At 39.9% G+C, this 22,383-nt stretch carries 18 protein-coding genes, 7 tRNA genes and 3 rRNA genes; 27 read left to right on the top strand and 1 reads right to left on the bottom strand.

The features are described 5' to 3' along the window. Positions 1-119 precede the first annotated feature (119 nt). The 18 genes from zapA (at position 120) to QRX23_RS05565 (ending at position 12,656) form a co-directional block, all read left to right on the top strand. The gene (gene zapA, locus QRX23_RS05650) at positions 120-350 is read left to right on the top strand and encodes a cell division protein ZapA (RefSeq protein WP_040761147.1); all 231 of its coding nucleotides are present in this window, start codon (positions 120-122) and stop codon (positions 348-350) included. Continuing rightward, a complete protein-coding gene (locus QRX23_RS05645) occupies positions 350-889 on the top strand; it encodes a CvpA family protein (RefSeq protein ID WP_330154970.1) in 540 nt (179 codons plus the stop codon). Before zapA ends, QRX23_RS05645 begins: the two co-directional genes overlap by 1 nt. A 42-nt stretch (positions 890-931) precedes the next feature. After that, entirely contained in the window at positions 932-3,319 is a 2,388-nt protein-coding gene (locus QRX23_RS05640) for an endonuclease MutS2 (RefSeq protein WP_330154969.1), read from the top strand. A 73-nt stretch (positions 3,320-3,392) separates the two neighbouring features. After that, the gene (trxA, locus tag QRX23_RS05635) at positions 3,393-3,707 is read left to right on the top strand and encodes a thioredoxin (RefSeq protein WP_002828982.1); all 315 of its coding nucleotides are present in this window, start codon (positions 3,393-3,395) and stop codon (positions 3,705-3,707) included. Between the two features lie 500 nt (positions 3,708-4,207). Beyond that, positions 4,208-5,782, top strand: a 16S ribosomal RNA gene (locus QRX23_RS05630). A 70-nt stretch (positions 5,783-5,852) separates the two neighbouring features. Next, a tRNA-Ala gene (locus QRX23_RS05625) sits at positions 5,853-5,925 on the top strand. 201 nt (positions 5,926-6,126) lie between these two features. Then, positions 6,127-9,042 (top strand): 23S ribosomal RNA (locus QRX23_RS05620). Positions 9,043-9,119: 77 nt separating this feature from the next. Continuing rightward, positions 9,120-9,236: ribosomal RNA gene (gene rrf, locus QRX23_RS05615) — 5S ribosomal RNA — on the top strand. The 16S, 23S and 5S rRNA genes sit together here with 7 tRNA genes alongside, the layout of an rRNA operon. Before the next feature lie 8 nt (positions 9,237-9,244). Next, positions 9,245-9,317, top strand: a tRNA-Val gene (locus QRX23_RS05610). Between the two features lie 2 nt (positions 9,318-9,319). Continuing rightward, positions 9,320-9,392, top strand: a tRNA-Lys gene (locus QRX23_RS05605). 19 nt (positions 9,393-9,411) lie between these two features. Continuing rightward, positions 9,412-9,485 (top strand) — tRNA-Arg (locus tag QRX23_RS05600). A 28-nt stretch (positions 9,486-9,513) separates the two neighbouring features. Further along, positions 9,514-9,587, top strand: a tRNA-Pro gene (locus tag QRX23_RS05595). An 8-nt stretch (positions 9,588-9,595) separates the two neighbouring features. Continuing rightward, positions 9,596-9,669, top strand: a tRNA-Met gene (locus QRX23_RS05590). Positions 9,670-9,679: 10 nt separating this feature from the next. Beyond that, positions 9,680-9,751 (top strand) — tRNA-Gly (locus QRX23_RS05585). A gap of 240 nt (positions 9,752-9,991) precedes the next feature. Further along, positions 9,992-10,621, top strand: a complete 630-nt coding sequence (locus QRX23_RS05580) for an HAD family hydrolase (protein ID WP_277362410.1) — start codon at positions 9,992-9,994, stop codon at positions 10,619-10,621. Between the two features lie 62 nt (positions 10,622-10,683). Continuing rightward, positions 10,684-11,517, top strand: a complete 834-nt coding sequence (gene murI, locus QRX23_RS05575; protein ID WP_330154968.1) for a glutamate racemase — start codon at positions 10,684-10,686, stop codon at positions 11,515-11,517. A 21-nt stretch (positions 11,518-11,538) separates the two neighbouring features. Beyond that, on the top strand, positions 11,539-12,135 hold the full coding sequence (locus QRX23_RS05570) for an XTP/dITP diphosphatase (protein WP_330154967.1): 597 nt from the start codon (positions 11,539-11,541) through the stop codon (positions 12,133-12,135). Positions 12,136-12,137: 2 nt separating this feature from the next. Next, positions 12,138-12,656, top strand: a complete 519-nt coding sequence (locus tag QRX23_RS05565; protein ID WP_330154966.1) for a YfcE family phosphodiesterase — start codon at positions 12,138-12,140, stop codon at positions 12,654-12,656. Positions 12,657-12,746: 90 nt separating this feature from the next. On the opposite strand, the gene QRX23_RS05560 is transcribed toward QRX23_RS05565, so the two are convergent. Beyond that, positions 12,747-13,358: a DsbA family protein gene (locus QRX23_RS05560; RefSeq protein WP_002826977.1), complete on the bottom strand. Its 612-nt coding sequence runs from the start codon at positions 13,356-13,358 to the stop codon at positions 12,747-12,749. 388 nt (positions 13,359-13,746) lie between these two features. Here QRX23_RS05560 and QRX23_RS05555 point away from each other — a divergent pair, with 388 nt between their 5' ends. From QRX23_RS05555 to infB, 9 genes are all read left to right on the top strand, one after another. After that, a complete protein-coding gene (locus QRX23_RS05555; RefSeq protein WP_002826978.1) occupies positions 13,747-14,361 on the top strand; it encodes a GTP pyrophosphokinase in 615 nt (204 codons plus the stop codon). Positions 14,362-14,383: 22 nt separating this feature from the next. Further along, a complete protein-coding gene (locus tag QRX23_RS05550) occupies positions 14,384-15,202 on the top strand; it encodes an NAD kinase (RefSeq protein WP_002826979.1) in 819 nt (272 codons plus the stop codon). Continuing rightward, complete coding sequence (locus tag QRX23_RS05545) at positions 15,203-16,120, top strand: RluA family pseudouridine synthase (RefSeq protein ID WP_277362406.1); 918 nt, start codon at positions 15,203-15,205, stop codon at positions 16,118-16,120. It abuts the gene before it with no gap. Between the two features lie 26 nt (positions 16,121-16,146). Then, complete coding sequence (mgtE, locus tag QRX23_RS05540) at positions 16,147-17,532, top strand: magnesium transporter (protein WP_408068645.1); 1,386 nt, start codon at positions 16,147-16,149, stop codon at positions 17,530-17,532. Positions 17,533-17,694: 162 nt separating this feature from the next. Next, on the top strand, positions 17,695-18,381 hold the full coding sequence (locus QRX23_RS05535; RefSeq protein ID WP_040760030.1) for a hypothetical protein: 687 nt from the start codon (positions 17,695-17,697) through the stop codon (positions 18,379-18,381). A gap of 19 nt (positions 18,382-18,400) precedes the next feature. After that, complete coding sequence (nusA, locus tag QRX23_RS05530; protein WP_131473479.1) at positions 18,401-19,531, top strand: transcription termination factor NusA; 1,131 nt, start codon at positions 18,401-18,403, stop codon at positions 19,529-19,531. A 10-nt stretch (positions 19,532-19,541) separates the two neighbouring features. Continuing rightward, positions 19,542-19,841 carry an RNase P modulator RnpM gene (gene rnpM, locus QRX23_RS05525; protein WP_002826984.1) on the top strand — a complete coding sequence of 100 codons (300 nt, stop codon included), beginning with the start codon at positions 19,542-19,544 and terminating at the stop codon, positions 19,839-19,841. Beyond that, a complete protein-coding gene (locus QRX23_RS05520; protein ID WP_277362405.1) occupies positions 19,831-20,136 on the top strand; it encodes a YlxQ-related RNA-binding protein in 306 nt (101 codons plus the stop codon). The genes rnpM and QRX23_RS05520 overlap by 11 nt, the downstream gene beginning before the upstream one ends. 11 nt (positions 20,137-20,147) lie before the next feature. Next, complete coding sequence (gene infB / locus QRX23_RS05515; protein ID WP_330154965.1) at positions 20,148-22,370, top strand: translation initiation factor IF-2; 2,223 nt, start codon at positions 20,148-20,150, stop codon at positions 22,368-22,370. The last annotated feature ends 13 nt before the right edge of the window (positions 22,371-22,383 follow it).

Genomic DNA, 22,383 nt, shown 5'->3' with positions numbered 1-22,383 from the left:
TAGTTGATTAAGCTAGTTCTCTTTTTTCGTACCTTATATTGTGTCTTTACCCTAAGCTGTATCCTGGTTAGTTTTTTGATATACTAATAACTAATGATAAATTAATGGAGGCTAATGACATGGCTGAGAAAACACGTTTTAAAGGAACTATTTTAGGTAAAGAATTAACAATTACATCTAGTGAGTCTCAAGCACATATGAAGGCAGTGTTTGAACTGGCAAATGAACAATTGGATCATATGCATCAAGCAGCTCCAAAGCTGGATGATAATCAATTATTAACATTGTTAGCAATTAACGCTTTATCTGACCAATTAAATATGCAAATTAAAAGGGATGAAGAAAAGTAATGACATGGGTTTCTTTAATTATTGTTATCCTAATCTTTTTAGCAATGGTCCATGGTTATCGATTAGGGATGGTTCGTAGTCTAACAATGCTTGTTGGTAGACTTATTGTCTACACATTTGCCATTCTTTTAGCGCACAAACTAGGTAGTTGGTTGTATAGTGCCTTTTTTAATAGTATTTCTGCCAATTGGACTGCAACTAATGTACCAACGACAGCAGCCAATCAACCAGCAGAATTTTTGGCATCAGGGTTTGCTTTCACAATAATTATTTTAATTGGTATGTCAATCGTTAAAGCGATTGAGAGAAGTTTACGCTTTATTAATAAAATTCCAATATTGAGCACTTTAAACCGCTTAGGTGGTTTGATTGTTCTGGGGTTGGTGGTATATGTTGAAATTTTTTTCGTTTTGCAAATAACACAAACATTAAATATTCCTTGGTATACACAAGAAATGGCAAATTCGTCTATTGCCCAGGGAATAATGAATAATACACCTTATCTTTCAGAGGCTGTTTATGATTGGTGGTTATTGTAAGTGAATTAGTTTAATCATGAAAGTTGGTAGTAAAAATATAAAATGAATAAAAAAATTTTAAAAACGCTAGAATACGACGCAGTTAAGACACAAATTAAGCCATTCTTATCAACTGTGGCTGGTGAAAAAGAATTGCGAGATCTTCTGCCCACATCGAATGCACAAAAAATGCAACAATGGTTAGCTGAAACCGCTGATGCATCTCGTGTGCTTCGTTGGCAAGGAGGAATCAGTATTCCAAAACTTGCAGATGTTAAGCCCCATATGCAACGCCTACGAATTCACGCAGCATTGAGTGGTACGGAGCTTGCACAAGTTGGCCGTGTATTGTTTACGACAGGACAAATTCGAAGTTTTTTTGAAAATTTAGTTGCTGATCGTGGTGAAGCTTTGCCAGCATTAGCGGTCTATTATAATGAACTAGTTATCTTACCTGAATTGACAAGACGTGTGAATGTTGCAATTGATGGTGACGGTCGTTTAAATGATGAGGCGTCAGCTGAGCTTCATCGTATTAGACAAGCAATTACGGGTACAGAGAATGCAATCAGACAAAAAATGCAGGATTATACGCGAGGTAAAACAGCACAATATTTGTCAGATCCAATTGTGACCATTCGTAATGATCGGTATGTTTTGCCAGTTAAGGCAACGTATCGTCAAAAATTTGGCGGGGTGGTTCATGATCAATCACAAACAGGGCAGACGTTATATATTGAGCCTGCAGATGTGGTTGATATGAATAATCGGCTGAGAGAATACACGTTAAAGGAACGTCGAGAAGAGGAACGAGTACTGATTGAATTGTCAGCTCAACTCGAGCCTGAGGCAGATAGTATTGAAAATAATGCACAGCTCCTTGGTCATTTGGATTTTTTGAATGCAAAGGCACGATATGCGGTGGTGATAAAAGCGATTGAACCTGAATTTAGTCCAGAAAATCATGTACGTTTATTAAAGGCGCGTCATCCATTATTAAATCCAGATAAAGTTGTCCCCAATGACATTATAATTGGTGAAGATTACAGTGCAATTATTGTGACTGGGCCGAATACGGGTGGAAAGACAATCACGCTAAAAACGCTAGGCTTATTGCAAATAATGGCGCAATCAGGTCTATTTATTCCTGCGGCTGAATATTCTAGTGTTGGTATATTTAAAGAAATCTTTGCTGATATTGGTGATGAGCAGTCAATTGAACAGTCACTATCAACATTCTCTGCGCACATGGTAAATATAATTGATATTCTATCGGGAACAGATAAAGATTCCTTGGTTTTGTTTGATGAGTTGGGTGCAGGAACAGATCCACAAGAAGGAGCTGCTCTTGCAATGGCTATTTTAGATGCTGTGGGTGAAACGGGAGCCTATTCTGTTGCTACGACACACTACCCAGAGCTAAAAGTATATGGCTATAATCGAGCGGATACAATCAATGCCTCGATGGAATTTGATATTGATTCACTACGACCAACATATAAGTTTTTGATTGGTGTTCCAGGGCGTTCAAATGCACTTGAAATTGCTAAAAAATTAGGCTTAGATAAAAACATAATTGATAGTGCATCTGCATTGACAACTGAAGATTCACAAGAATTAAACGACATGATTGCTGATTTAGTGGCAAGAAGAAATGCAGTTTTGACACAGCAAGTTGAATTGACACAAAAAGTCATTGAAAATCGTCAATTAAAGAATGACTATGAGTCAAAACTTGAGTCTATCGATAAAGAGCGTGCTAAAGCAGTTGAAGAGGCAAAAAAAGAGGCTAATCATATTGTTGCTGATGCCCGTCGTAAAACTGATAAAATTATTGCCGATTTACATAAGATGGCACGTGATGGTGCAACAATTAAAGAAAATAAGTTGATAGACGCAAAAGGTGCATTGAACGCTATGCATCAAGAACCTTCTGCCACAAACAATCGAATTTTACGTAAAGCTAAACAAGCAAAGCAAGTGCCACTTTTGGTAGGGGATACGGTGCTTGTTCGTGAATATGGACAACAGGGGACCATTGTACGTAAGTTGAAAGATCATAAATTTGAGGTTCAAATGGGTATTCTGAAAATGGTGTTGACTAGTGAAGAAATTGAAAAGCAAACTAACCAGTCAACTAATGAACCCAAGTCAACCAAAAAGAAGCGTCGTAATAGTTCAAGTGTCAATACTAATAAAGCAATAAATCGTGCCAAGGCCTCTGCAAAGTTAGACTTACGTGGTGTTCGTTATGAACCTGCAATGGCTGAATTAGATCGTTTTATTGACAAGGCATTGTTAAATAATTTATCTTCCGTTGAAATTATTCATGGAAAGGGTACTGGTGCTATTCGCCAGGGCGTCCAAGAGTATCTTCGTTCACATCGTCAAGTGCAATCATTTAAGTTTACTGGCCCTGATCAAGGAGCAACTTATGTACAATTTAGTTAGGACACATCTATCGACAAATTGCTCACGACGGTTTATACTAACAATAAATAAGTGTTAAGAGGGAGAAAATTTAATGGCTGTAATAGATATAAATGATGATAATTTCGTATCAGAAACAAGCTCAGGCGTGACAATTACTGATTTTTGGGCTACTTGGTGTGGTCCTTGTCGCATGCAGTCACCGGTTGTTGAAACGGTGTCAGAAAAGATGGATAACGTGAAATTTACAAAGATGGATGTTGACGAAAATCCAGCGACAGCTCAAGAATTTGGAATCATGGCAATTCCCACTTTACTAGTTAAAAAGGATGGTGAGGTTGTTGAGCGTTTGACTGGTTTCACACCAGCTCATCAGCTTGAAGCCATTTTGGCTAAGCACGTAGACTAATTATAAATTACATTAATGTATAGCTATCAATTGGCATTTAATAACGCTGATTGGTAGCTTTTTTAGTGGCTAATTATTGATGGGTGGTTTCATAAAATTGTTGACGGCTGATGTTGTTAGCAGTATATTAGTAAAGCACTGTTTTTAAGACGCGCTAATATTTAATTTAGGAATTAATTTATAATCTAAAATTTTATTGACTTTCCCTAAAAATATGTGTATTATTTATCAAGTTGTCGCTTATATTATTTAAAATATAGTTCTAATAAATTTAAATAAAAAAGTTATTGACAAATCAATCTTAAGTCTGTAATATAGATTAAGTTGTCAGCGAGACAACAACTGTTGATCATTGAAAACTGAATATCGTTTCGATGAAACAAATGTGTAGGGTCATCAAGTAATTTACTTGATACAAAAACATTTGCGAAGTCAATTCGCTAATAAATTCGTTTAACTTCTGTTAAACAAATAACAAAATTGAGTTATACTCAAACTTTTAAAATGAGAGTTTGATCCTGGCTCAGGATGAACGCTGGCGGCGTGCCTAATACATGCAAGTCGAACGCTTTGTCTTTAATTGATCTGACGAGCTTGCTCTGAAGTGATTTTATCTGACAAAGAGTGGCGAACGGGTGAGTAACACGTGGGTAACCTACCTCTTAGCAGGGGATAACATTTGGAAACAAGTGCTAATACCGTATAATACCAACAACCGCATGGTTGTTGGTTGAAAGATGGTTCTGCTATCACTAAGAGATGGACCCGCGGTGCATTAGCTAGTTGGTAAGGTAATGGCTTACCAAGGCAATGATGCATAGCCGAGTTGAGAGACTGATCGGCCACAATGGGACTGAGACACGGCCCATACTCCTACGGGAGGCAGCAGTAGGGAATCTTCCACAATGGGCGCAAGCCTGATGGAGCAACGCCGCGTGTGTGATGAAGGGTTTCGGCTCGTAAAACACTGTTATAAGAGAAGAACGGCACTGAGAGTAACTGTTCAGTGTGTGACGGTATCTTACCAGAAAGGAACGGCTAAATACGTGCCAGCAGCCGCGGTAATACGTATGTTCCAAGCGTTATCCGGATTTATTGGGCGTAAAGTGAGCGCAGACGGTTATTTAAGTCTGAAGTGAAAGCCCTCAGCTCAACTGAGGAATGGCTTTGGAAACTGGATGACTTGAGTGCAGTAGAGGAAAGTGGAACTCCATGTGTAGCGGTGAAATGCGTAGATATATGGAAGAACACCAGTGGCGAAGGCGGCTTTCTGGACTGTAACTGACGTTGAGGCTCGAAAGTGTGGGTAGCAAACAGGATTAGATACCCTGGTAGTCCACACCGTAAACGATGAGTGCTAGATGTTTGAGGGTTTCCGCCCTTGAGTGTCGCAGCTAACGCATTAAGCACTCCGCCTGGGGAGTACGACCGCAAGGTTGAAACTCAAAGGAATTGACGGGGACCCGCACAAGCGGTGGAGCATGTGGTTTAATTCGAAGCAACGCGAAGAACCTTACCAGGTCTTGACATCCCTTGCTAATCCTAGAAATAGGACGTTCCCTTCGGGGACAAGGTGACAGGTGGTGCATGGTTGTCGTCAGCTCGTGTCGTGAGATGTTGGGTTAAGTCCCGCAACGAGCGCAACCCTTATTATTAGTTGCCAGCATTCAGTTGGGCACTCTAGTGAGACTGCCGGTGACAAACCGGAGGAAGGTGGGGATGACGTCAAATCATCATGCCCCTTATGACCTGGGCTACACACGTGCTACAATGGCATATACAACGAGTCGCCAACCCGCGAGGGTGCGCTAATCTCTTAAAGTATGTCTCAGTTCGGATTGTAGGCTGCAACTCGCCTACATGAAGTCGGAATCGCTAGTAATCGCGGATCAGCACGCCGCGGTGAATACGTTCCCGGGTCTTGTACACACCGCCCGTCACACCATGAGAGTTTGTAACACCCAAAGCCGGTGGGGTAACCTTTTAGGAGCCAGCCGTCTAAGGTGGGACAGATGATTAGGGTGAAGTCGTAACAAGGTAGCCGTAGGAGAACCTGCGGCTGGATCACCTCCTTTCTAAGGAAAATCGGAAACCTACACATTCAACGAAACGATATTTAGTTTTGAGTGGTTAACATTCAAACATGGGGAATTAGCTCAGCTGGGAGAGCACCTGCTTTGCAAGCAGGGGGTCATCGGTTCGAACCCGATATTCTCCATAACAACCATCTGGTTGTTAATTAGTTCTTTGAAAACTGAATCATAATTGTAAATTTTTAAATTCATTATAATTGATCATATCAATTAAATTGAGCCGAAAAAATACACCGCGTAATTTTTTGAGTTTTTTAAATAAGTTTAAAATCGCTTGTGACCATTGAGTCACAATACTCAAACGAAATCATCAACGATAGTTGATCGGTTAAGTTATTAAGGGCGCATGGTGAATGCCTTGGCACTAGGAGCCGATGAAGGACGGGACTAACACCGATATGCCTCGGGAAGCTGTAAGTAAGCTGTGATCCGGGGATTTCCGAATGGGGGAACCCAACTTGTGATGCAAGTTATCGTTTAATGAATACATAGTTAAACGAAGGTAGACGTTGTGAACTGAAACATCTCATTAGCAACAGGAGAAGAAAGAAAAATCGATTCCGTCAGTAGCGGCGAGCGAACGCGGAGGAGCCCAAACCAGAGTGCTTGCACTCTGGGGTTGTAGGACTACCGTTGTGGAGTTACAAATTTGTTTATTAGCAGAATCAGCTGGGAAGCTGAGCGAAACAGGGTGATAGCCCCGTATGCGAAAGTAAGCAAACTCCCGTGTAGGATCCTGAGTACGGCCGGACACGTGAAATCCGGTCGGAAACTGCGAGGACCATCTCGTAAGGCTAAATACTCCCTAGTGACCGATAGTGAACCAGTACCGTGAGGGAAAGGTGAAAAGCACCCCGGAAGGGGAGTGAAAAAGTTCCTGAAACCATGTGCCTACAACAAGTTAGAGCCCGTTAATGGGTGATAGCGTGCCTTTTGTAGAATGAACCGGCGAGTTACGATACCATGCAAGGTTAAGGTGGAAAGACCGGAGCCGTAGCGAAAGCGAGTCTGAAATGGGCGTTTTAGTATGTTGTTGTAGACCCGAAACCAGGTGACCTACCCATGTCCAGGGTGAAGGTGCGGTAAAACGCACTGGAGGCCCGAACCCGTACATGTTGAAAAATGTTGGGATGAGGTGTGGGTAGCGGTGAAATTCCAATCGAACTTGGAGATAGCTGGTTCTCTCCGAAATAGCTTTAGGGCTAGCCTCGGAAGATAGCGTGTTGGAGGTAGAGCACTGTTTTGGTGCGGGGCCCATCTCGGGTTACTAAATTAAGATAAACTCCGAATGCCAATCACGTATGTCCGGGAGTCAGACAGTGAGTGATAAGATCCATTGTCGAAAGGGGAACAGCCCAGATCGTCAGTTAAGGTCCCTAAGTGTGTGTTAAGTGGAAAAGGATGTGAAGTTGCATAGACAACTAGGATGTTGGCTCAGAAGCAGCCACCATTTAAAGAGTGCGTAATAGCTCACTAGTCGAGTGATTCTGCGCCGAAAATGTACCGGGGCTAAACACACCACCGAAACTACGGGTGCCACATCAGTGGCGCGATAGGAGAGCGTTCTAAGGGCAATGAAGTCAGACCGTGAGGACTGGTGGAGCGCTTAGAAGTGAGAATGCCGGTATGAGTAGCGAAAGACAGGTGAGAATCCTGTCCACCGTATGACTAAGGTTTCCTGGGGAAGGCTCGTCCTCCCAGGGTTAGTCGGGACCTAAGGCGAGGCCGAAAGGCGTAGTCGATGGCTAACAGGTTGAGATTCCTGTACCAGGTGAACATGTTTGAACGATGGAGGGACGCAGAAGGCTAACAGAACCCAGCGGCTGGAAATGCTGGGCCAAGCAACAAGTCTTAGTGTGAGTCAAATGCTTGCACTTATACGGACAAGTTGTGATGGGGACCGAAATAAAGTAGGGAAGTCTGTGATGTCACGCTGCCGAGAAAAGCTTCTAGTTAGTGTTTACCTGCCCGTACCGCAAACCGACACAGGTAGTCGAGGAGAGCATCCTAAGGTGAGCGAGTGAACTCTCGTTAAGGAACTCGGCAAAATGACCCCGTAACTTCGGGAGAAGGGGTGCTCAGCGCAAGCTGAGCCGCAGTGAATAGGCCCAGGCGACTGTTTATCAAAAACACAGGTTTCTGCAAAATCGTAAGATGACGTATAGGGGCTGACGCCTGCCCGGTGCTGGAAGGTTAAAAGGAGTGCTTAGCTTCGGCGAAGGTACGAATTGAAGCCCCAGTAAACGGCGGCCGTAACTATAACGGTCCTAAGGTAGCGAAATTCCTTGTCGGGTAAGTTCCGACCCGCACGAAAGGCGTAACGATCTGGGCGCTGTCTCAACGAGAGACTCGGTGAAATTTAAAGACCCGTGAAGATGCGGGTTACCCGCGACAGGACGGAAAGACCCCATGGAGCTTTACTGTAGCTTGATATTGAGTGTTTGTGCAGCTTGTACAGCATAGGTAGGAGCCGTAGAAATCGGGACGCTAGTTTCGATGGAGGCAAACGTGGGATACTACCCTCGTTGTATGAACACTCTAACTCACACCACTCAGCGTGGTGGAAGACAGTGTCTGGCAGGCAGTTTGACTGGGGCGGTCGCCTCCTAAAAGGTAACGGAGGCGCCCAAAGGTTCCCTCAGAATGGTTGGAAATCATTCGCAGAGTGTAAAGGCACAAGGGAGCTTGACTGTGAGACTTACCAGTCGAGCAGGTACGAAAGTAGGGCTTAGTGATCCGGTGGTTCCGCATGGAAGGGCCATCGCTCAACGGACAAAAGCTACCCTGGGGATAACAGGCTTATCTCCCCCAAGAGTCCACATCGACGGGGAGGTTTGGCACCTCGATGTCGGCTCATCGCATCCTGGGGCTGTAGTCGGTCCCAAGGGTTGGGCTGTTCGCCCATTAAAGCGGTACGCGAGCTGGGTTCAGAACGTCGTGAGACAGTTCGGTCCCTATCCGTCGCGGGCGTAGGAAATTTGAGAGGAGCTGCCCTTAGTACGAGAGGACCGGGGTGGACGTACCACTGGTGTATCAGTTGTTCCGCCAGGAGCATCGCTGAGTAGCTATGTACGGATGAGATAAACGCTGAAAGCATCTAAGTGTGAAACTCGCCTCGAGATGAGATTTCCCATTCAGCAATGAAGTAAGACCCCTCAGAGATGATGAGGTAGATAGGCTAGAAGTGGACGTGCGGTGACGCATGGAGCGGACTAGTACTAATGGTTCGAGGACTTAACCAAGTAGCAAGTGGTGTAAGGCAAAAAATAGCAATTATGATTCAGTTTTGAGGGAACTAAGTTCACTCAATAAAAAAACGTGTCGTGATGATGGCACTGAGGTCACACCTGTTCCCATACCGAACACAGTAGTTAAGCTCAGTAGCGCCAAAAGTAGTTGGAGGATCGCCTCCTGCGAGGATAGGACATCGCGATGCATTATAATGGACGTTTAGCTCAGCTGGGAGAGCACCTGCCTTACAAGCAGGGGGTCACAGGTTCGATCCCTGTAACGTCCATTGGGTCGTTAGCTCAGTTGGCAGAGCAGTGGACTTTTAATCCATGGGTCCTGGGTTCGAGCCCCAGACGACCCATATTACTAATATGGAAATTGCACCTATAGCGCAACTGGATAGAGTGTCTGACTACGAATCAGAAGGTTGAAGGTTCGAATCCTTCTAGGTGCATTTAACAAATTAATACTTGTTATTATTTCGGGACGTAGCTCAGTTTGGTAGAGCACCTGGTTTGGGACCAGGGGGTCGCAGGTTCGAATCCTGTCGTCCCGATATTCATTCGCGGTGTAGCTCAGCTGGCTAGAGCGTCCGGTTCATACCCGGGAGGTCGAGGGTTCGATTCCCCCCGCCGCGATTAGCACAATGCGGATGTAGTACAATGGCTAGTGCTCCAGCCTTCCAAGCTGGGAATGCGGGTTCGATTCCCGTCGTCCGCTTTGAAACTCCGATAAACATTTATTATCAAGTGTTTATTGGAGTTTTTTTATGTATATACTTTCTTGTGTCATTATAAATTTGTCTCAAATGCATCGTAAAAAGCAGCCATGTCTATCTACTAATTAATCATATATTAACAATTTCATATTTTGAATAATTTTCAATGTTTAGGTTAGGTTGATGCATGAAATTTGTGAGTGTTATATACTATACAGTATAAATATTTTTAGGGGAAAATTATGAATACGGTTATTTTTGATGTTGATGGTACGTTATTAAGTACAGAAAGTATGTATATGCAGTCACTTATTCAAACATTTCGTGACCGCGGGGTTGAAAAATCTTACGAGGAAGTGTATAAAATTTTTGGATTACCATCATTAGATGGATTAATTAGAATGGGTGTTGAAAATCCAGAAGAAATGCAATTAGCTTGGCAAAGCCATTATCATGATTTTTGGCATGAGGTTAAACTATTTGATGGTATTACTGAGATGCTTTCCAAACTTAAATTAAGCGGTAAAAAACTTGGCATAGTGACTTCAAATACACCAGAAGAATTTGATAGTCATAGTGATAGTTTTGATTTCAAGAAATATTTTGATGACTTTGTGTTTGCAGGACAGACACCTCATATGAAACCTGCAGCGGATCCAATTTTAAAATCATTGGATAATCTAAAAGCAGATAAAGCAATGGCAATGTATATTGGTGATTCTGTTCATGATATGCAAGCTGCGCATAATGCAGGCATTAAGTTTGGCATGGCTGCTTGGGGAGTTCGTGATCAATCTGTCTTTAACAATCAGGCAGATATGGTTTTTGAAACACCGTCTGACCTGTTAGCTTATATGCTGAATGATAAGTAGATATTATTGAAGGATACGGGAATTTTATAATTTAAAATAACTTTTTGAAAGAAGTGAAAAATATGGATAATCGTGCAATCGGATATTTAGATTCAGGTATAGGTGGTTTGTCCGTCGTCAAACAAGCTCTAAAACAATTACCAGATGAGCAAGTCTATTATATTGGCGATACTGCACGAATGCCGTATGGACCAAGAACATCAGATGAAGTTAAAAAATTTACTTGGCAGTTGGTAGATTTTTTAATGGAAAAAGACATAAAACTATTAGTTGTTGCCTGCAATACAGCTACGGCAGCGACTTTGGATGATTTAATCAAGTACTTACCAATTCCGGTTGTTGGCGTTATCCAACCAGGAGTGGATGCAGCTAGTCAGGTAACAGAGTCAAATAATATTGGTATTATTGCAACCCAGGGAACAGTCAATTCAATGGCTTACTATGATGGTTTGAAGAAGATTAATTCTGATTTTCATGTTTTGCAATTAGCCACACCAACCTTAGTTAAAATTGCAGAGCAACCGGAAAAGAATGAACTAACTGTTAACCAGGTAGTTACAAAAGTTTTATTACCGATTAAAGCAAGTGGGATTGATACATTAGTATTAGGATGTACCCATTTTCCCTTGTTGGCAAAATTTATACAAGAAGCTGTGGGCGAACAGGTAAAACTGGTTGATCCAGGAACGTCCACAATTACGGCTGTCGCACAAATTTTGGATGATTTTAAAATTAGACATGAGAGTACAAATGGTCAGAAAAGAAATCTGGACAAGTATTTTACAACTGGCGATCAGAAAACTTTTGATCTTCTTGCAGAAAATTGGCTCCAGATTTCAAATTTGAATGTACAACACGTAAGTATTGTAGGTGAACGGCTAATATCTGTAAAATAAAATTTTTGGGAGAACAAGATAATGACTAAATTAATTTTTGCATCAAAAAATAATGGTAAAATACGTGAGTTTCGTGAATTTTTGTCGCCTTTTGGTGTAGAAGTTATTTCATTAAACGATTTGGAAGATGTACCAGAGATTGATGAAAATGGGTCTACTTTTTTAGACAATGCGACTATCAAAGCGAAGACGATTTCAGACACTTATCACTTGCCGGTGGTAGCAGATGATTCTGGATTGAGTGTTGATGCTTTAAATGGTGCGCCTGGTGTCCATTCTGCACGTTACGCAGGTGATCATGATGATCTCGCAAATAATAAAAAGTTACTATCAGAATTAACTAATGTAAAAAAAACAGATCGCACAGCGACATTTCATACAGTAATTGTTGGATTAAAGCCAACAGGAGAAAAAATTGTGGCAGATGGCTCAGTTAATGGTAGTATTTTATTTGAAGAACAAGGAACCGATGGGTTTGGATATGACCCATTGTTCTATTATGAACCATTGCATAAAAGCTTTGCTGAATTGACAGCCACAGAAAAAAACAGTGTTTCACATAGAGGAAATGCTTTAAGACAATTTATCGTGTTATTTAAAGATTGGTGGGGAGATTAATTATGGATTATTTAATTGTATCTGATACACATGGTGATCGACAAATTTTGACTGATATTGTTGCGCATTACAAGGGAAAAGTTCGGGCAATGTTTTATAATGGTGATTCGGAATTACAACGGTCCGATGAACTTTTTGACACATTACTTCCAGTAATTGGTAATATGGATGATGACCCGATGTTTCCTGATGATCGTAACTATGAAGACGAATCTGTTAAAATTTATCAAACTCATGGTCACTTAGTGCATACTGAAATTTCTCTTAATCAATTGAGAGAAGTAGCATCGCATAAAGATGTGGATGTTGTCACATCAGGTCACACACATATGTTGGGCGCTGAAAAGATTGATGGCAAGTTATTTATTAATCCAGGGTCAATTTCCCTTCCTAAAGGACCATATGCATACCTCAAGGGAACATATGCAATCCTTTCAGTAGAGCCTAAAAAGTTCATTGTGCAATTTTACACACGTGATTTACAGCCGGTACCAGGACTGAAATTTGAGTTTGATAGATAGAATGTGTGTTAATTTAAATTAAATTAAAAAAGTAGATCGCAATAAACAATTTATCGTAAATTGTTTATTGCGATCTACTTTTTGATTGTCTTAATTAGTACTTTCTTCATAGTTAACTAAATGAAGTGACGCATTGGTCGTTTTTTGACTCATGGATGAATTGAAGACGTGTGCTAAACCTTGAGATGAAAAATCTGTTGTTTGAAAGGCGTATCTGTTTTCAGTTGAATTATATACGACCATGGTAGGGTAGGTTACAATACCCATATTTGCCGCAATATTTTGATCATCTCTCAAAGCATTTAAGGTTGAAAGTGTATTATAATCTTCCAAAAAAATATTTTCATCTAAATTCAATTCAGCAATGGTCGACAAAACTAAATTTTTAGAGTAAGTTTTATTTGCTAATAATTGCGTCTGCATTTTAAAGTAAAATGCCCTGGCAGCTTTTCTTCCTTGAGATTGGACAGCTTTTGTATCTAATACTAATTGTGATAAATTATTTGCAACAGTTGCGTAATCAATGTTTTTGTAATTACGCTTTAATTCGTGGTACGTATCTCGTACTGACTGCATCGTGACAATTGGAATCAGCTTGTAGGAAACAAATTGATTCATTTCTTCAAAATAACTCATAATCATTTCCTCTGATGCTATACTTTCAGCTGAGAGGGGAGTGACGAAGTGGTACACTTCTAACATAACAAGCGACAACCTCCAAAAACGTTTTTATGCATACCCATCAATAGTACGCTATCATTGCTAGTGTGTCTATATGATCTTTCTTTTTATAACAGAATTAAGGATAACCCTTTTAGTGAAAAAATGCATAATATAAGTTTTCAAATACGGATTATTTATTAAATAACACTGGTAAGAACTCCTTAGTAATTGTAAAATTAAAGCATTGTGTTATTTGTTATAATAAGCTGACTTAATTATATAATTTTCACAACGAATACGATAATATTCCGCTTGTATAACCTATTATAGATACTCAGTGGTTAGTTATTTTAGCGTGTTAGTTTGAAGTTTTAATAGCAGGACACAAATAATAGTGAGACTTATGAAATTTTTTGGGGGAGTAAAAATGACACAAGATGAGTGGGAAAAATTACTGCAACCTTATGTTCAAACAGTTGATGAATTAAAGGTTAAATTGCGTGGCATGCGCCAAGAATTTGAATTACAAGGTATACAAACACCAGTTGAATTTGTGACGGGAAGGGTGAAAACAATCCCGGCTATTGAAGAAAAACTTATTCGACGTCATATTAGCATAGATCGTATTGAGCAAGATATGGAAGATTTGGCTGGTGTTCGAATCATGACACAGTTTACCGAGGATATTTATCGTGTGGTTGACTTGTTACGTAAACGCAAGGATATGGTTATTTTGGAAGAACGTGATTACGTGACGAATGAAAAACCATCAGGGTATCGTTCATATCATATTGTCATTGAATATCCTGTTCAGTTAGTTACTGGTGAGAAGAAAGTATTAGCAGAAATTCAAGTTCGAACGATGCAAATGAATGTGTGGGCGACCATTGAACATGCCATCAATTATAAATACGACGGTGAATATACCGAAGAAATGCAAGAAAAATTAAAAAATGCTGCAGAGCTTAGCATAAAAGTTGATGAATTATTTTCTGAACTCCATAATGGGCTATCAGAAAATGAAACGAATGGTAATTTATAAAAGCAAAAAGGAAGGCTGCTAAATGAAGATCGCTGTTTATAGTAATAATGTACCTCATTCTAGGGCAGTAGTTTCCTTACTGAAAGAAAAACTCATTGCTCGGAGTGAGGGGCGAGTCATATTTGACAATGAAAATCCAGAAGTTGTCATTACGGTTGGTGGTGACGGGACATTGTTGGGGGCTTTTCATCATTATACTGATCAATTGGATAAAATTCGTTTTATTGGTGTGCATACTGGGCATCTGGGATTTTATGCAGATTGGCAATATTTTGAATTAGATGAGCTGGTTGAGAGCTTGGTTAATCAAGAAACAACCGCTAAAACAGTTAAATATCCTCTCCTGCATGCTAAAATTCATTACACAGATGGACATGAGGAAAACATTTTAGCTTTAAATGAGGCAGCTATCAAACGCCCTCTTGGTACATTGGTTGCTGACGTATATATTCAAAATGAATTGTTTGAACGATTTCGAGGAGATGGTTTGACAGCTTCGACACCAACTGGGTCGACAGCTTATAACAAAGCAATTGGTGGAGCAGTTATGCATCCGAGTTTACAAGCAATTCAATTAGCTGAAATTGCTTCAATAAATAGCAGGGTTTTTCGTACATTAGGGTCTCCTTTGATTATTGGTAGTCACGAGGTTGTGAAGGTACAACTAGAAAACGATGGTTCTGCTGTGACGTTTAGTTATGATCATTTAAATAAAATATCTTCGAATATAGATTGGATTTCTTTCCAGGTAGCTGATCAAAAAATTCAATTTGCTGAATATCGGCATATGCATTTTTGGCACCGTGTACAAGCTAGTTTTATTGGAACGGAGGTGAGATAAGTGGCTCATTTTAGTTGGAAAAATCAAAGTGATAGTACATTACGCATCAAAACCTTTTTAGCACAGCGTGGTGTTTCACATCGTATGTTTGCGATTATTAAACGTGGTGGTGGCCAAGTACTACTCAATCATAGACCAGTTAGAACATTAGATGATGTTGCGCCTGGTGACTTGGTTGAGGTGAAAATGCCAGCAGAAGAATCCAATGCAATTGTGGCTGCTTCTGACTTACCAATTAAGATTTTGTATGAAGATGAAAATTGGTTAGTGGTAGATAAGGTGGCAGGTGTCACTTCAGTTCCTGGAAAAGCTGATCGAGAGACAACCATGGTTAATCGTGTCAAAGGTTATTTGATTTCAGAAGGGGCAGAAGATCTTGTACCACATGTTGTGACTCGATTAGATAGATTTACATCTGGTGTCGCCTTACTAGCTAAGCACCGATTTGCACACGGTCTGTTAGATAAGCAGTTGCAAACACATACAGTAGATAAGCGCTATTATGCAATTGTTGATGGCATTGTCCCAGATGATCATGGCTTTATTGATGCACCAATAGGTCGGATGGATAATGATTTTATTAGACGTGAGGTACGTGCTGACGGTCGACCATCACAAACAGAATATTGGGTAGTGAATCGGATGCCTAATCAAACATTAGTGAAGGTTCAGTTACATACCGGACGCACACATCAAATTCGTGTGCATTTTAAATATATCGGACATCCATTAATTGGGGATGAAATATATGGTGGTCCTATGGATCGAGGAATCGAACGACAAGCATTACATGCCTATTGGTTGGAGTTCTACGATCCTTTTAGTGAAATAAAGCGCCATATTCAGAGTCCGTTGCCTGAAGATTTAAAGCAAATTTTGACAGATAATTCTACAGAAGATATGGTGAGCAAATCTTAGATAAATAAAAAATGACGTGGTGAATAATGAAAGAAACATTACAAGAATTGACGGAAGAAATGCGTGATGAGTTATCAGAACAGGCCCATTATTTAGTTCAATATATTGAAAATAACGACAAAAATGCCTTTTTAAATAGTTTTGATGAATTGCATACATTTGATCAAGCGATCTTTTATGTTTCATTAACAGCGCAGTTAAGACATCAAATTATTGACTGGTTAAAACCAGTGGAGCTTGCGGATATTTTTGACGAGATTGAGCCTGAAGACGTTGATTTTAATGATCTCTTATCTGAAATGTCTCCGCACTATGCGGCAGAAATGTTAGCTGAAATGTACACCGATAATGCGGTTGATTTGATGTCTGACTTAGACAGTAAACAATTAGCGCTTTATTTATCATTAATGCCGAAAAAAAGTGCTGAAGAAATTAAACGCTTTTTGAAATACGATGATGATACTGCGGGATCTCTGATGAGTACCGAGTTCATTGCTATTAACCAACAGCTATCAATTGGTCAAGCCATGGTAGAGGTTAAGCAAGCCGCCCAAGAAGCAGAACAAATCAATTATATTTATATTTTAGACGACAACGGTGTGTTGGTGGGGGTTATCTCACTGAAATCATTGATTGTGTGGCCAGATGCAGCAAAAGTTGCTGAGGTAATGGATACAAATTTGATTACTGTCAGTCCTGCAGATGATCAAGAGGAAGTTGCCAAAATTATGGCTGATTATAATTTTGTTGCAATTCCTGTTGTTGCCGAACAAAAGATGGTTGGAATGATTACTGTCGATGATATTGTTGATGTTATTGATGAAGAAGCTGCAGAAGATTATTCACGACTGGCTGGTGTGGACGTTGTCACTTTAGAAGATAATCCAATTAAGTCAGCAATGAAACGTTTACCTTGGTTAATTGGATTGATTTTTTTGGGGATGGGAACTGCGTCAGTGATTGATGGCTACAATTATTTAGTAGCAGAGACATCAATTCTAGCGGTTTTTATTTCTTTAATAACTGGTACAGCAGGAAATGCAGGTACGCAATCGTTGGCGGTTGCAGTTCGTCGCATTGCTTTACAGGAAAAGAAATCAATCTTTAAATCATTGTTAATTGAAATTTTGATTGGTGTAATGATTGGTGTACTTGCAGGCGTAACGATTTTCCTAGTCATCTTATTTTGGAAAAACAATCTGTTATTGGGAATTGCGGTTGGTTTAGCAATGAGTGTTGCTATTTTGGTTGCTAATGTTGCCGGGGCATTTATTCCGTTAATTATGGATAAAGTTGGCGTTGATCCTGCAGTGGCATCTGGACCATTTATTTCAACGCTATCTGATTTAACATCCGTTATTATTTACTTTAATGTGGCAAAAGCATTCATTGATCATTTCATGATGCATTGAAATATGAAGAGCTGTTACTTGCCTACAGGATAAATTCGTGATACTATAAAGTTTGTTAATGAATATGCTCTTAATTGAGTGGCCGGATTTCTTCTCGGCCGCTCATTTTTTTAAGGAGTTTATTAAATCGAGCGAATATTGATGCATGAAGGGAGGGTTAGAATGGCAAAAGTTACAGAAAATGTTCAAGCAATTTTAAAACCTATATTGGCTAAAAAGGGTTTTGATCTTTGGGATGTTTTGTATGAAAAACAAGACAGCGATTTTGTTCTTCGAGTACTTGTAGACCGTGTTGATGGAGAAATTAATATGGATGATCTCGTGATGCTAACGGAAGTTATCAGCGACGAGCTAGATATGATTACTCCTGATCCATTCCCACAGGCTTATCTTCTTGATGTTTCATCTCCAGGTGCTGATCGTGAATTACAGCAACCAGGAAACTTTGTTTGGGCAGTTGGAAAATTTATTGAGGTGATTTTAAATAATCCAGTTGCAGGTTTAGAAAAATTTACTGGCCAGTTGGTATCATTTTTAGATGACAAATTGACTATAGATGTCGCATTAAAAACAAAGCACCAATTGATTGAGATTGATTTAGATAATATTCAGAAAGCCAATTTATCTGTCAGCCAAGATCGTATTTTGACTACTGAAGAGGATTATGAATGGGCACGTCATAAATTAGTGCACATCTCAACTTATCAAAAAATTAATGGTCGCAAAGAATTTTTAGGTGAATTAAATAATTTTACACCAGAAGATCTAATCATTACTGATGAGTCCAATGATGAATTGCTGATCCCACGTCGCGCGGTTGCACAAGCACGACAATCAAATGATTTTTAAAAATACGGAGAAACAAAAAATGAGTAAGGAATTAGTATCAGCCCTTGATGCACTTGAAGAAGAAAAGGGTATTAAAGCCGAAGTTTTAATTGCAGCACTGGAAGAGGCCTTAAAAAAGGCGTACGAAAAAAACTATGACGAATCTGAAAACGTCGAAGTTCAATTCGACAAGAAAAAGGGTAGTATTAAGGTATATGCGGTTAAGACAGTCGTAGACGAAATTGAAGAACCCTATGAACAAATTAGTTTAGAAGAGGCCTTAGAATTAAATAAGGCTTACGAAGTTGGTGATGAAATTCGTTTTGAAGTCACACCAAAAGATTTTGGCCGTTTAGCAGCACAAACAGCAAAGCAAATTATTATGCAAAAAGTACGTGAAGCTGAACGTGGCGTTGTTTATGATAACTTTGTCGGTTACGAAGATGAAATTATCACTGGAGAAGTTGAACGGGAAGACTCACGTTACCTGTATATCATTTTGCCAGGTAATCAAATGGCAGCGATGAAGCCAAATGACCAGATGCCTAGTGAAAATTATCAAATGGGTGATAAAATCAAAGTTTTGGTTTCACAAGTACAAAATGAGCAAAAAGGCCCACAGGTTTTTGTCTCTCGTACTCATCCTGATTTGGTTAAACGACTATTCGAAGCAGAAGTACCTGAGGTTTTTGATGGTACTGTTGAAATTAAGTCTATTGCCCGTGAAGCAGGAGATCGCTCAAAAATTGCTGTCTACTCACATAATGAAAATCTGGATGCCGTTGGAACAATGGTTGGTCAACGCGGTGCACGAGTGCAATCGGTTGTTACTGAATTATCAGGTGAGAACATGGACATTGTTGAGTGGACAGAAGATCCAGCTGAGTTTATAAAAAATTCATTGAACCCAGCGGAAGTTGTTGAAGTGATTTTTGATCCAACGAATGATCGCGCAGCAACAGTCTTGGTGCCTGATTATCAATTATCATTGGCTATCGGTAAACGCGGTCAAAATGCACGTTTAGCTGCACGTTTGACAGGATTTAAAATTGACATCAAACCTGAATCAGCACGTGAAGAGGTTATCGCTGAACTAGAAAATCAATCAACAGATAGTTCTGTTGCTGAAAATATTGAAGAAGTTGAATTAGACGATAATTCAGAAGAATAGGAGGTCGCATATGAAGCCACGTAAAATTCCAATGCGTAAAGATATTGTTACCGGAGAAATGGTGCCTAAAAAAGAACTCGTGCGTATTGTACGAACACCAGAAGGTAATGTCATTTTAGATCCATCAAATCGAGCAAATGGGCGTGGTGCGTACATCTCTCTATCTGTTGATGTGGCAGAAACCGCTAAGAAAAAGCGTATCTTTGATAAAGTATTTGAAACAAAACTTGAAGAGCAGTTTTATGATGAGTTAATTGCTTATGTTGATCATCAAGCAGCACGTAAGGAGCTTTTTGGCGATGCAAAATAAACAAAAATTATTAAACTTATTAGGCCTTGCTAGGCGTGCGGGCAAGTTAGTTACTGGTGAATCATTAGTTCTGAATGCAATTCGTTCTGGCAAAGTGAGTTTAGTTTTTTTTGCATCAGATGGTGGTCAAACGAGCAAAAAGAAATTTACAGATAAAACAACGAGTTACAAAGTTTCGTTTTCGACAGCATTAACTCGACAAGAGTTGGCAGATGCAACTGGATTAGCACGAACGGTAATTGGAGTAGCTGATCAAGGATTTGCTAAAAAAATGCGAGAATACTTAGATAATTAGGAGGAAGTTATATGACCAAGCGAATTTATGAGTTGGCGAAAGATTTGAATGTTTCATCAAAGGATTTAGTGTCAATTGCAAATAAAGCGAACATGTCGGTTAAAAATCACATGTCTACATTAGATGATAAAGCAATTCAAACTTTGACTAACGCTGTGAAGAAAAATAATAACTCAGCAAAGACCCAAGCAGCTGAGCAAAAAGCACCGAAAAAAAATGTGAACCATACCAAGGATAATAAGAAGGAAGAAAGTAAACCTTCTCGTCCACAGCATACAAAGCAAAAGACGCAACAACAAAGCAATAATGAAGGTAATGCTGGACGTAATAATACCCGTAATTCTCAAAATAAAAATCGTCGTTTTAATAATAACAACAATAATAACCGTAATAATCGACGTGGTAAGAAAGGCCCAGGGCGTAATCATAACAATAATGAACACCGTCCAGCACCAACAGTGCGTAAGGATCAGCCACTTCCAGAAACGCTAGTATATTCTGTTGGTATGAATGTTCAGGATATTGCTAAATTAATCCACCGTGACGCAACTGAAATTATTAAGAAGTTGTTCATGTTGGGTGTTATGGTTAACCAGAACCAATCATTGGATGCTGACACGATTGAATTATTAGCAGCTGATTATGGTATCAATGCTGAACAAAAAGTTGAAGTAGACATTGCTGACTTGGATAAATTCTTTGAAGATGATGGTGAAGACAGCGAAAACATGGAACCACGTGCACCGGTTGTCACTATCATGGGTCACGTTGATCATGGTAAGACGACTTTGCTAGATTACCTACGTAATTCACACGTTACAGAAGGTGAAGCTGGTGGTATTACACAGCATATTGGGGCCTACCAGACAAAGTTAAATGATCGCGTTGTAACCTTCTTAGATACACCAGGTCACGCAGCCTTTACAGCAATGCGTGCGCGTGGAGCAGATATTACCGATATTACTGTTTTGGTTGTTGCAGCTGACGATGGTGTTATGCCACAAACGATTGAGGCGATTAATCACGCTAAGGCTGCAGGAACACCAATTATTGTTGCTGTTAATAAGATTGATAAGCCAGGTGCTAATCCAGAAAATGTTATCAATCAATTAATGCAATACGAATTAGTGCCTGAAGAATATGGTGGAGATACAATCTTCGTTAATATTTCTGCAAAGTTTGGACAAAATATTGATGAGCTATTAGAAATGATTCTTTTGACTGCTGATGTTTTGGAATTAAAGGCAAATCCTAACAAAAGAGCCGCCGGATCTGTTGTTGAAGCTCGATTAGATAAAGGTCGTGGTACTGTCGCAACTGTATTGGTTCAACAGGGAACAATGCATGTTGGAGATCCAATTGTTGTAGGTAATACATACGGACGTGTTCGAACGATGACTAATGATCGTGGTCGTCGTGTTAAAGAAGCTTTGCCATCTACACCTGTGGAAATTACGGGATTAAATGATGTGCCTTCTGCTGGTGATCGTTTTGTTGTCTTTGAAGATGAAAAAACGGCTCGTGCAGCTGGTGAGGAACGTGCAAAGCGTGCTGTGATTGCAGAACGTAATCGTAATAATATTGTTTCCGTGTCTGACTTGTTTAATAAGATGGCTGAGAAGCAAATGAAGTCTGTTCCTGTTATTATTAAGGCAGATGTTCAAGGTTCTGTTGAAGCCCTAGCTGGTTCATTCCGTAAGATTGATGTTGAGGGTGTTAAGGTTGATATTATTCATACAGCCGTTGGAGCTATCAACGAATCAGACGTAACACTTGCGGAAGCTTCTGGCGCAATTATTGTTGGATTTAATGTACGACCAACACCACAAGCAAAACAACAAGCTGATACTGATAAGGTTGAAATTCGTTTGCACAGTGTTATTTACAATGCCATCGATGAAATTGAAGCTGCCATGAAGGGTCAACTAGATCCTGAATTTGAAGAAAAAGTTGTTGGAACTGCGGAAGTTCGTGACTTATTCAAGGTATCAAAGGTTGGTACAATTGTTGGTGGTATGGTAATGTCAGGTAAAATCACGCGCAATTCATCAGTTCGTCTAATCCGTGATGGTATCGTTATTTTTGATGGTAAGATTGGCTCACTACGTCGTTATAAGGATGACGTTAAGGAAGTTAAGAACGGATATGACTTTGGTCTAACAATTGAAAAATACAATGACGAAAAAGTTGGCGATATGATCGAAGCGTATGAAATGGTTGAAATTCCACGCTAATTAATTTCACAAT

Origin of the sequence: Weissella paramesenteroides (assembly GCF_036327715.1) — a bacterium.
In the GTDB taxonomy this organism is placed as follows: Bacteria; Bacillota; Bacilli; order Lactobacillales; family Lactobacillaceae; genus Weissella; species Weissella paramesenteroides.
The sequence above is the reverse complement of the archived record's forward strand: the minus strand, read 5'-3'. Positions and strand labels throughout refer to the sequence as shown.

Excerpts from the sequence above, each read along its gene's own strand:
- zapA (WP_040761147.1), top strand. The coding sequence starts at position 120 with ATGGCTGAGAAAACACGTTTTAAAGGAACTATTTTAGGTAAAGAATTA.
- QRX23_RS05645 (WP_330154970.1), top strand. The coding sequence starts at position 350 with ATGACATGGGTTTCTTTAATTATTGTTATCCTAATCTTTTTAGCAATG.
- QRX23_RS05640 (WP_330154969.1), top strand. The coding sequence starts at position 932 with ATGAATAAAAAAATTTTAAAAACGCTAGAATACGACGCAGTTAAGACA.
- trxA (WP_002828982.1), top strand. The coding sequence starts at position 3,393 with ATGGCTGTAATAGATATAAATGATGATAATTTCGTATCAGAAACAAGC.
- QRX23_RS05580 (WP_277362410.1), top strand. The coding sequence starts at position 9,992 with ATGAATACGGTTATTTTTGATGTTGATGGTACGTTATTAAGTACAGAA.
- murI (WP_330154968.1), top strand. The coding sequence starts at position 10,684 with ATGGATAATCGTGCAATCGGATATTTAGATTCAGGTATAGGTGGTTTG.
- QRX23_RS05570 (WP_330154967.1), top strand. The coding sequence starts at position 11,539 with ATGACTAAATTAATTTTTGCATCAAAAAATAATGGTAAAATACGTGAG.
- QRX23_RS05565 (WP_330154966.1), top strand. The coding sequence starts at position 12,138 with ATGGATTATTTAATTGTATCTGATACACATGGTGATCGACAAATTTTG.
- QRX23_RS05560 (WP_002826977.1), bottom strand. The coding sequence starts at position 13,358 with ATGTTAGAAGTGTACCACTTCGTCACTCCCCTCTCAGCTGAAAGTATA.
- QRX23_RS05555 (WP_002826978.1), top strand. The coding sequence starts at position 13,747 with ATGACACAAGATGAGTGGGAAAAATTACTGCAACCTTATGTTCAAACA.
- QRX23_RS05550 (WP_002826979.1), top strand. The coding sequence starts at position 14,384 with ATGAAGATCGCTGTTTATAGTAATAATGTACCTCATTCTAGGGCAGTA.
- mgtE (WP_408068645.1), top strand. The coding sequence starts at position 16,147 with ATGAAAGAAACATTACAAGAATTGACGGAAGAAATGCGTGATGAGTTA.
- QRX23_RS05535 (WP_040760030.1), top strand. The coding sequence starts at position 17,695 with ATGGCAAAAGTTACAGAAAATGTTCAAGCAATTTTAAAACCTATATTG.
- nusA (WP_131473479.1), top strand. The coding sequence starts at position 18,401 with ATGAGTAAGGAATTAGTATCAGCCCTTGATGCACTTGAAGAAGAAAAG.
- rnpM (WP_002826984.1), top strand. The coding sequence starts at position 19,542 with ATGAAGCCACGTAAAATTCCAATGCGTAAAGATATTGTTACCGGAGAA.
- QRX23_RS05520 (WP_277362405.1), top strand. The coding sequence starts at position 19,831 with ATGCAAAATAAACAAAAATTATTAAACTTATTAGGCCTTGCTAGGCGT.
- infB (WP_330154965.1), top strand. The coding sequence starts at position 20,148 with ATGACCAAGCGAATTTATGAGTTGGCGAAAGATTTGAATGTTTCATCA.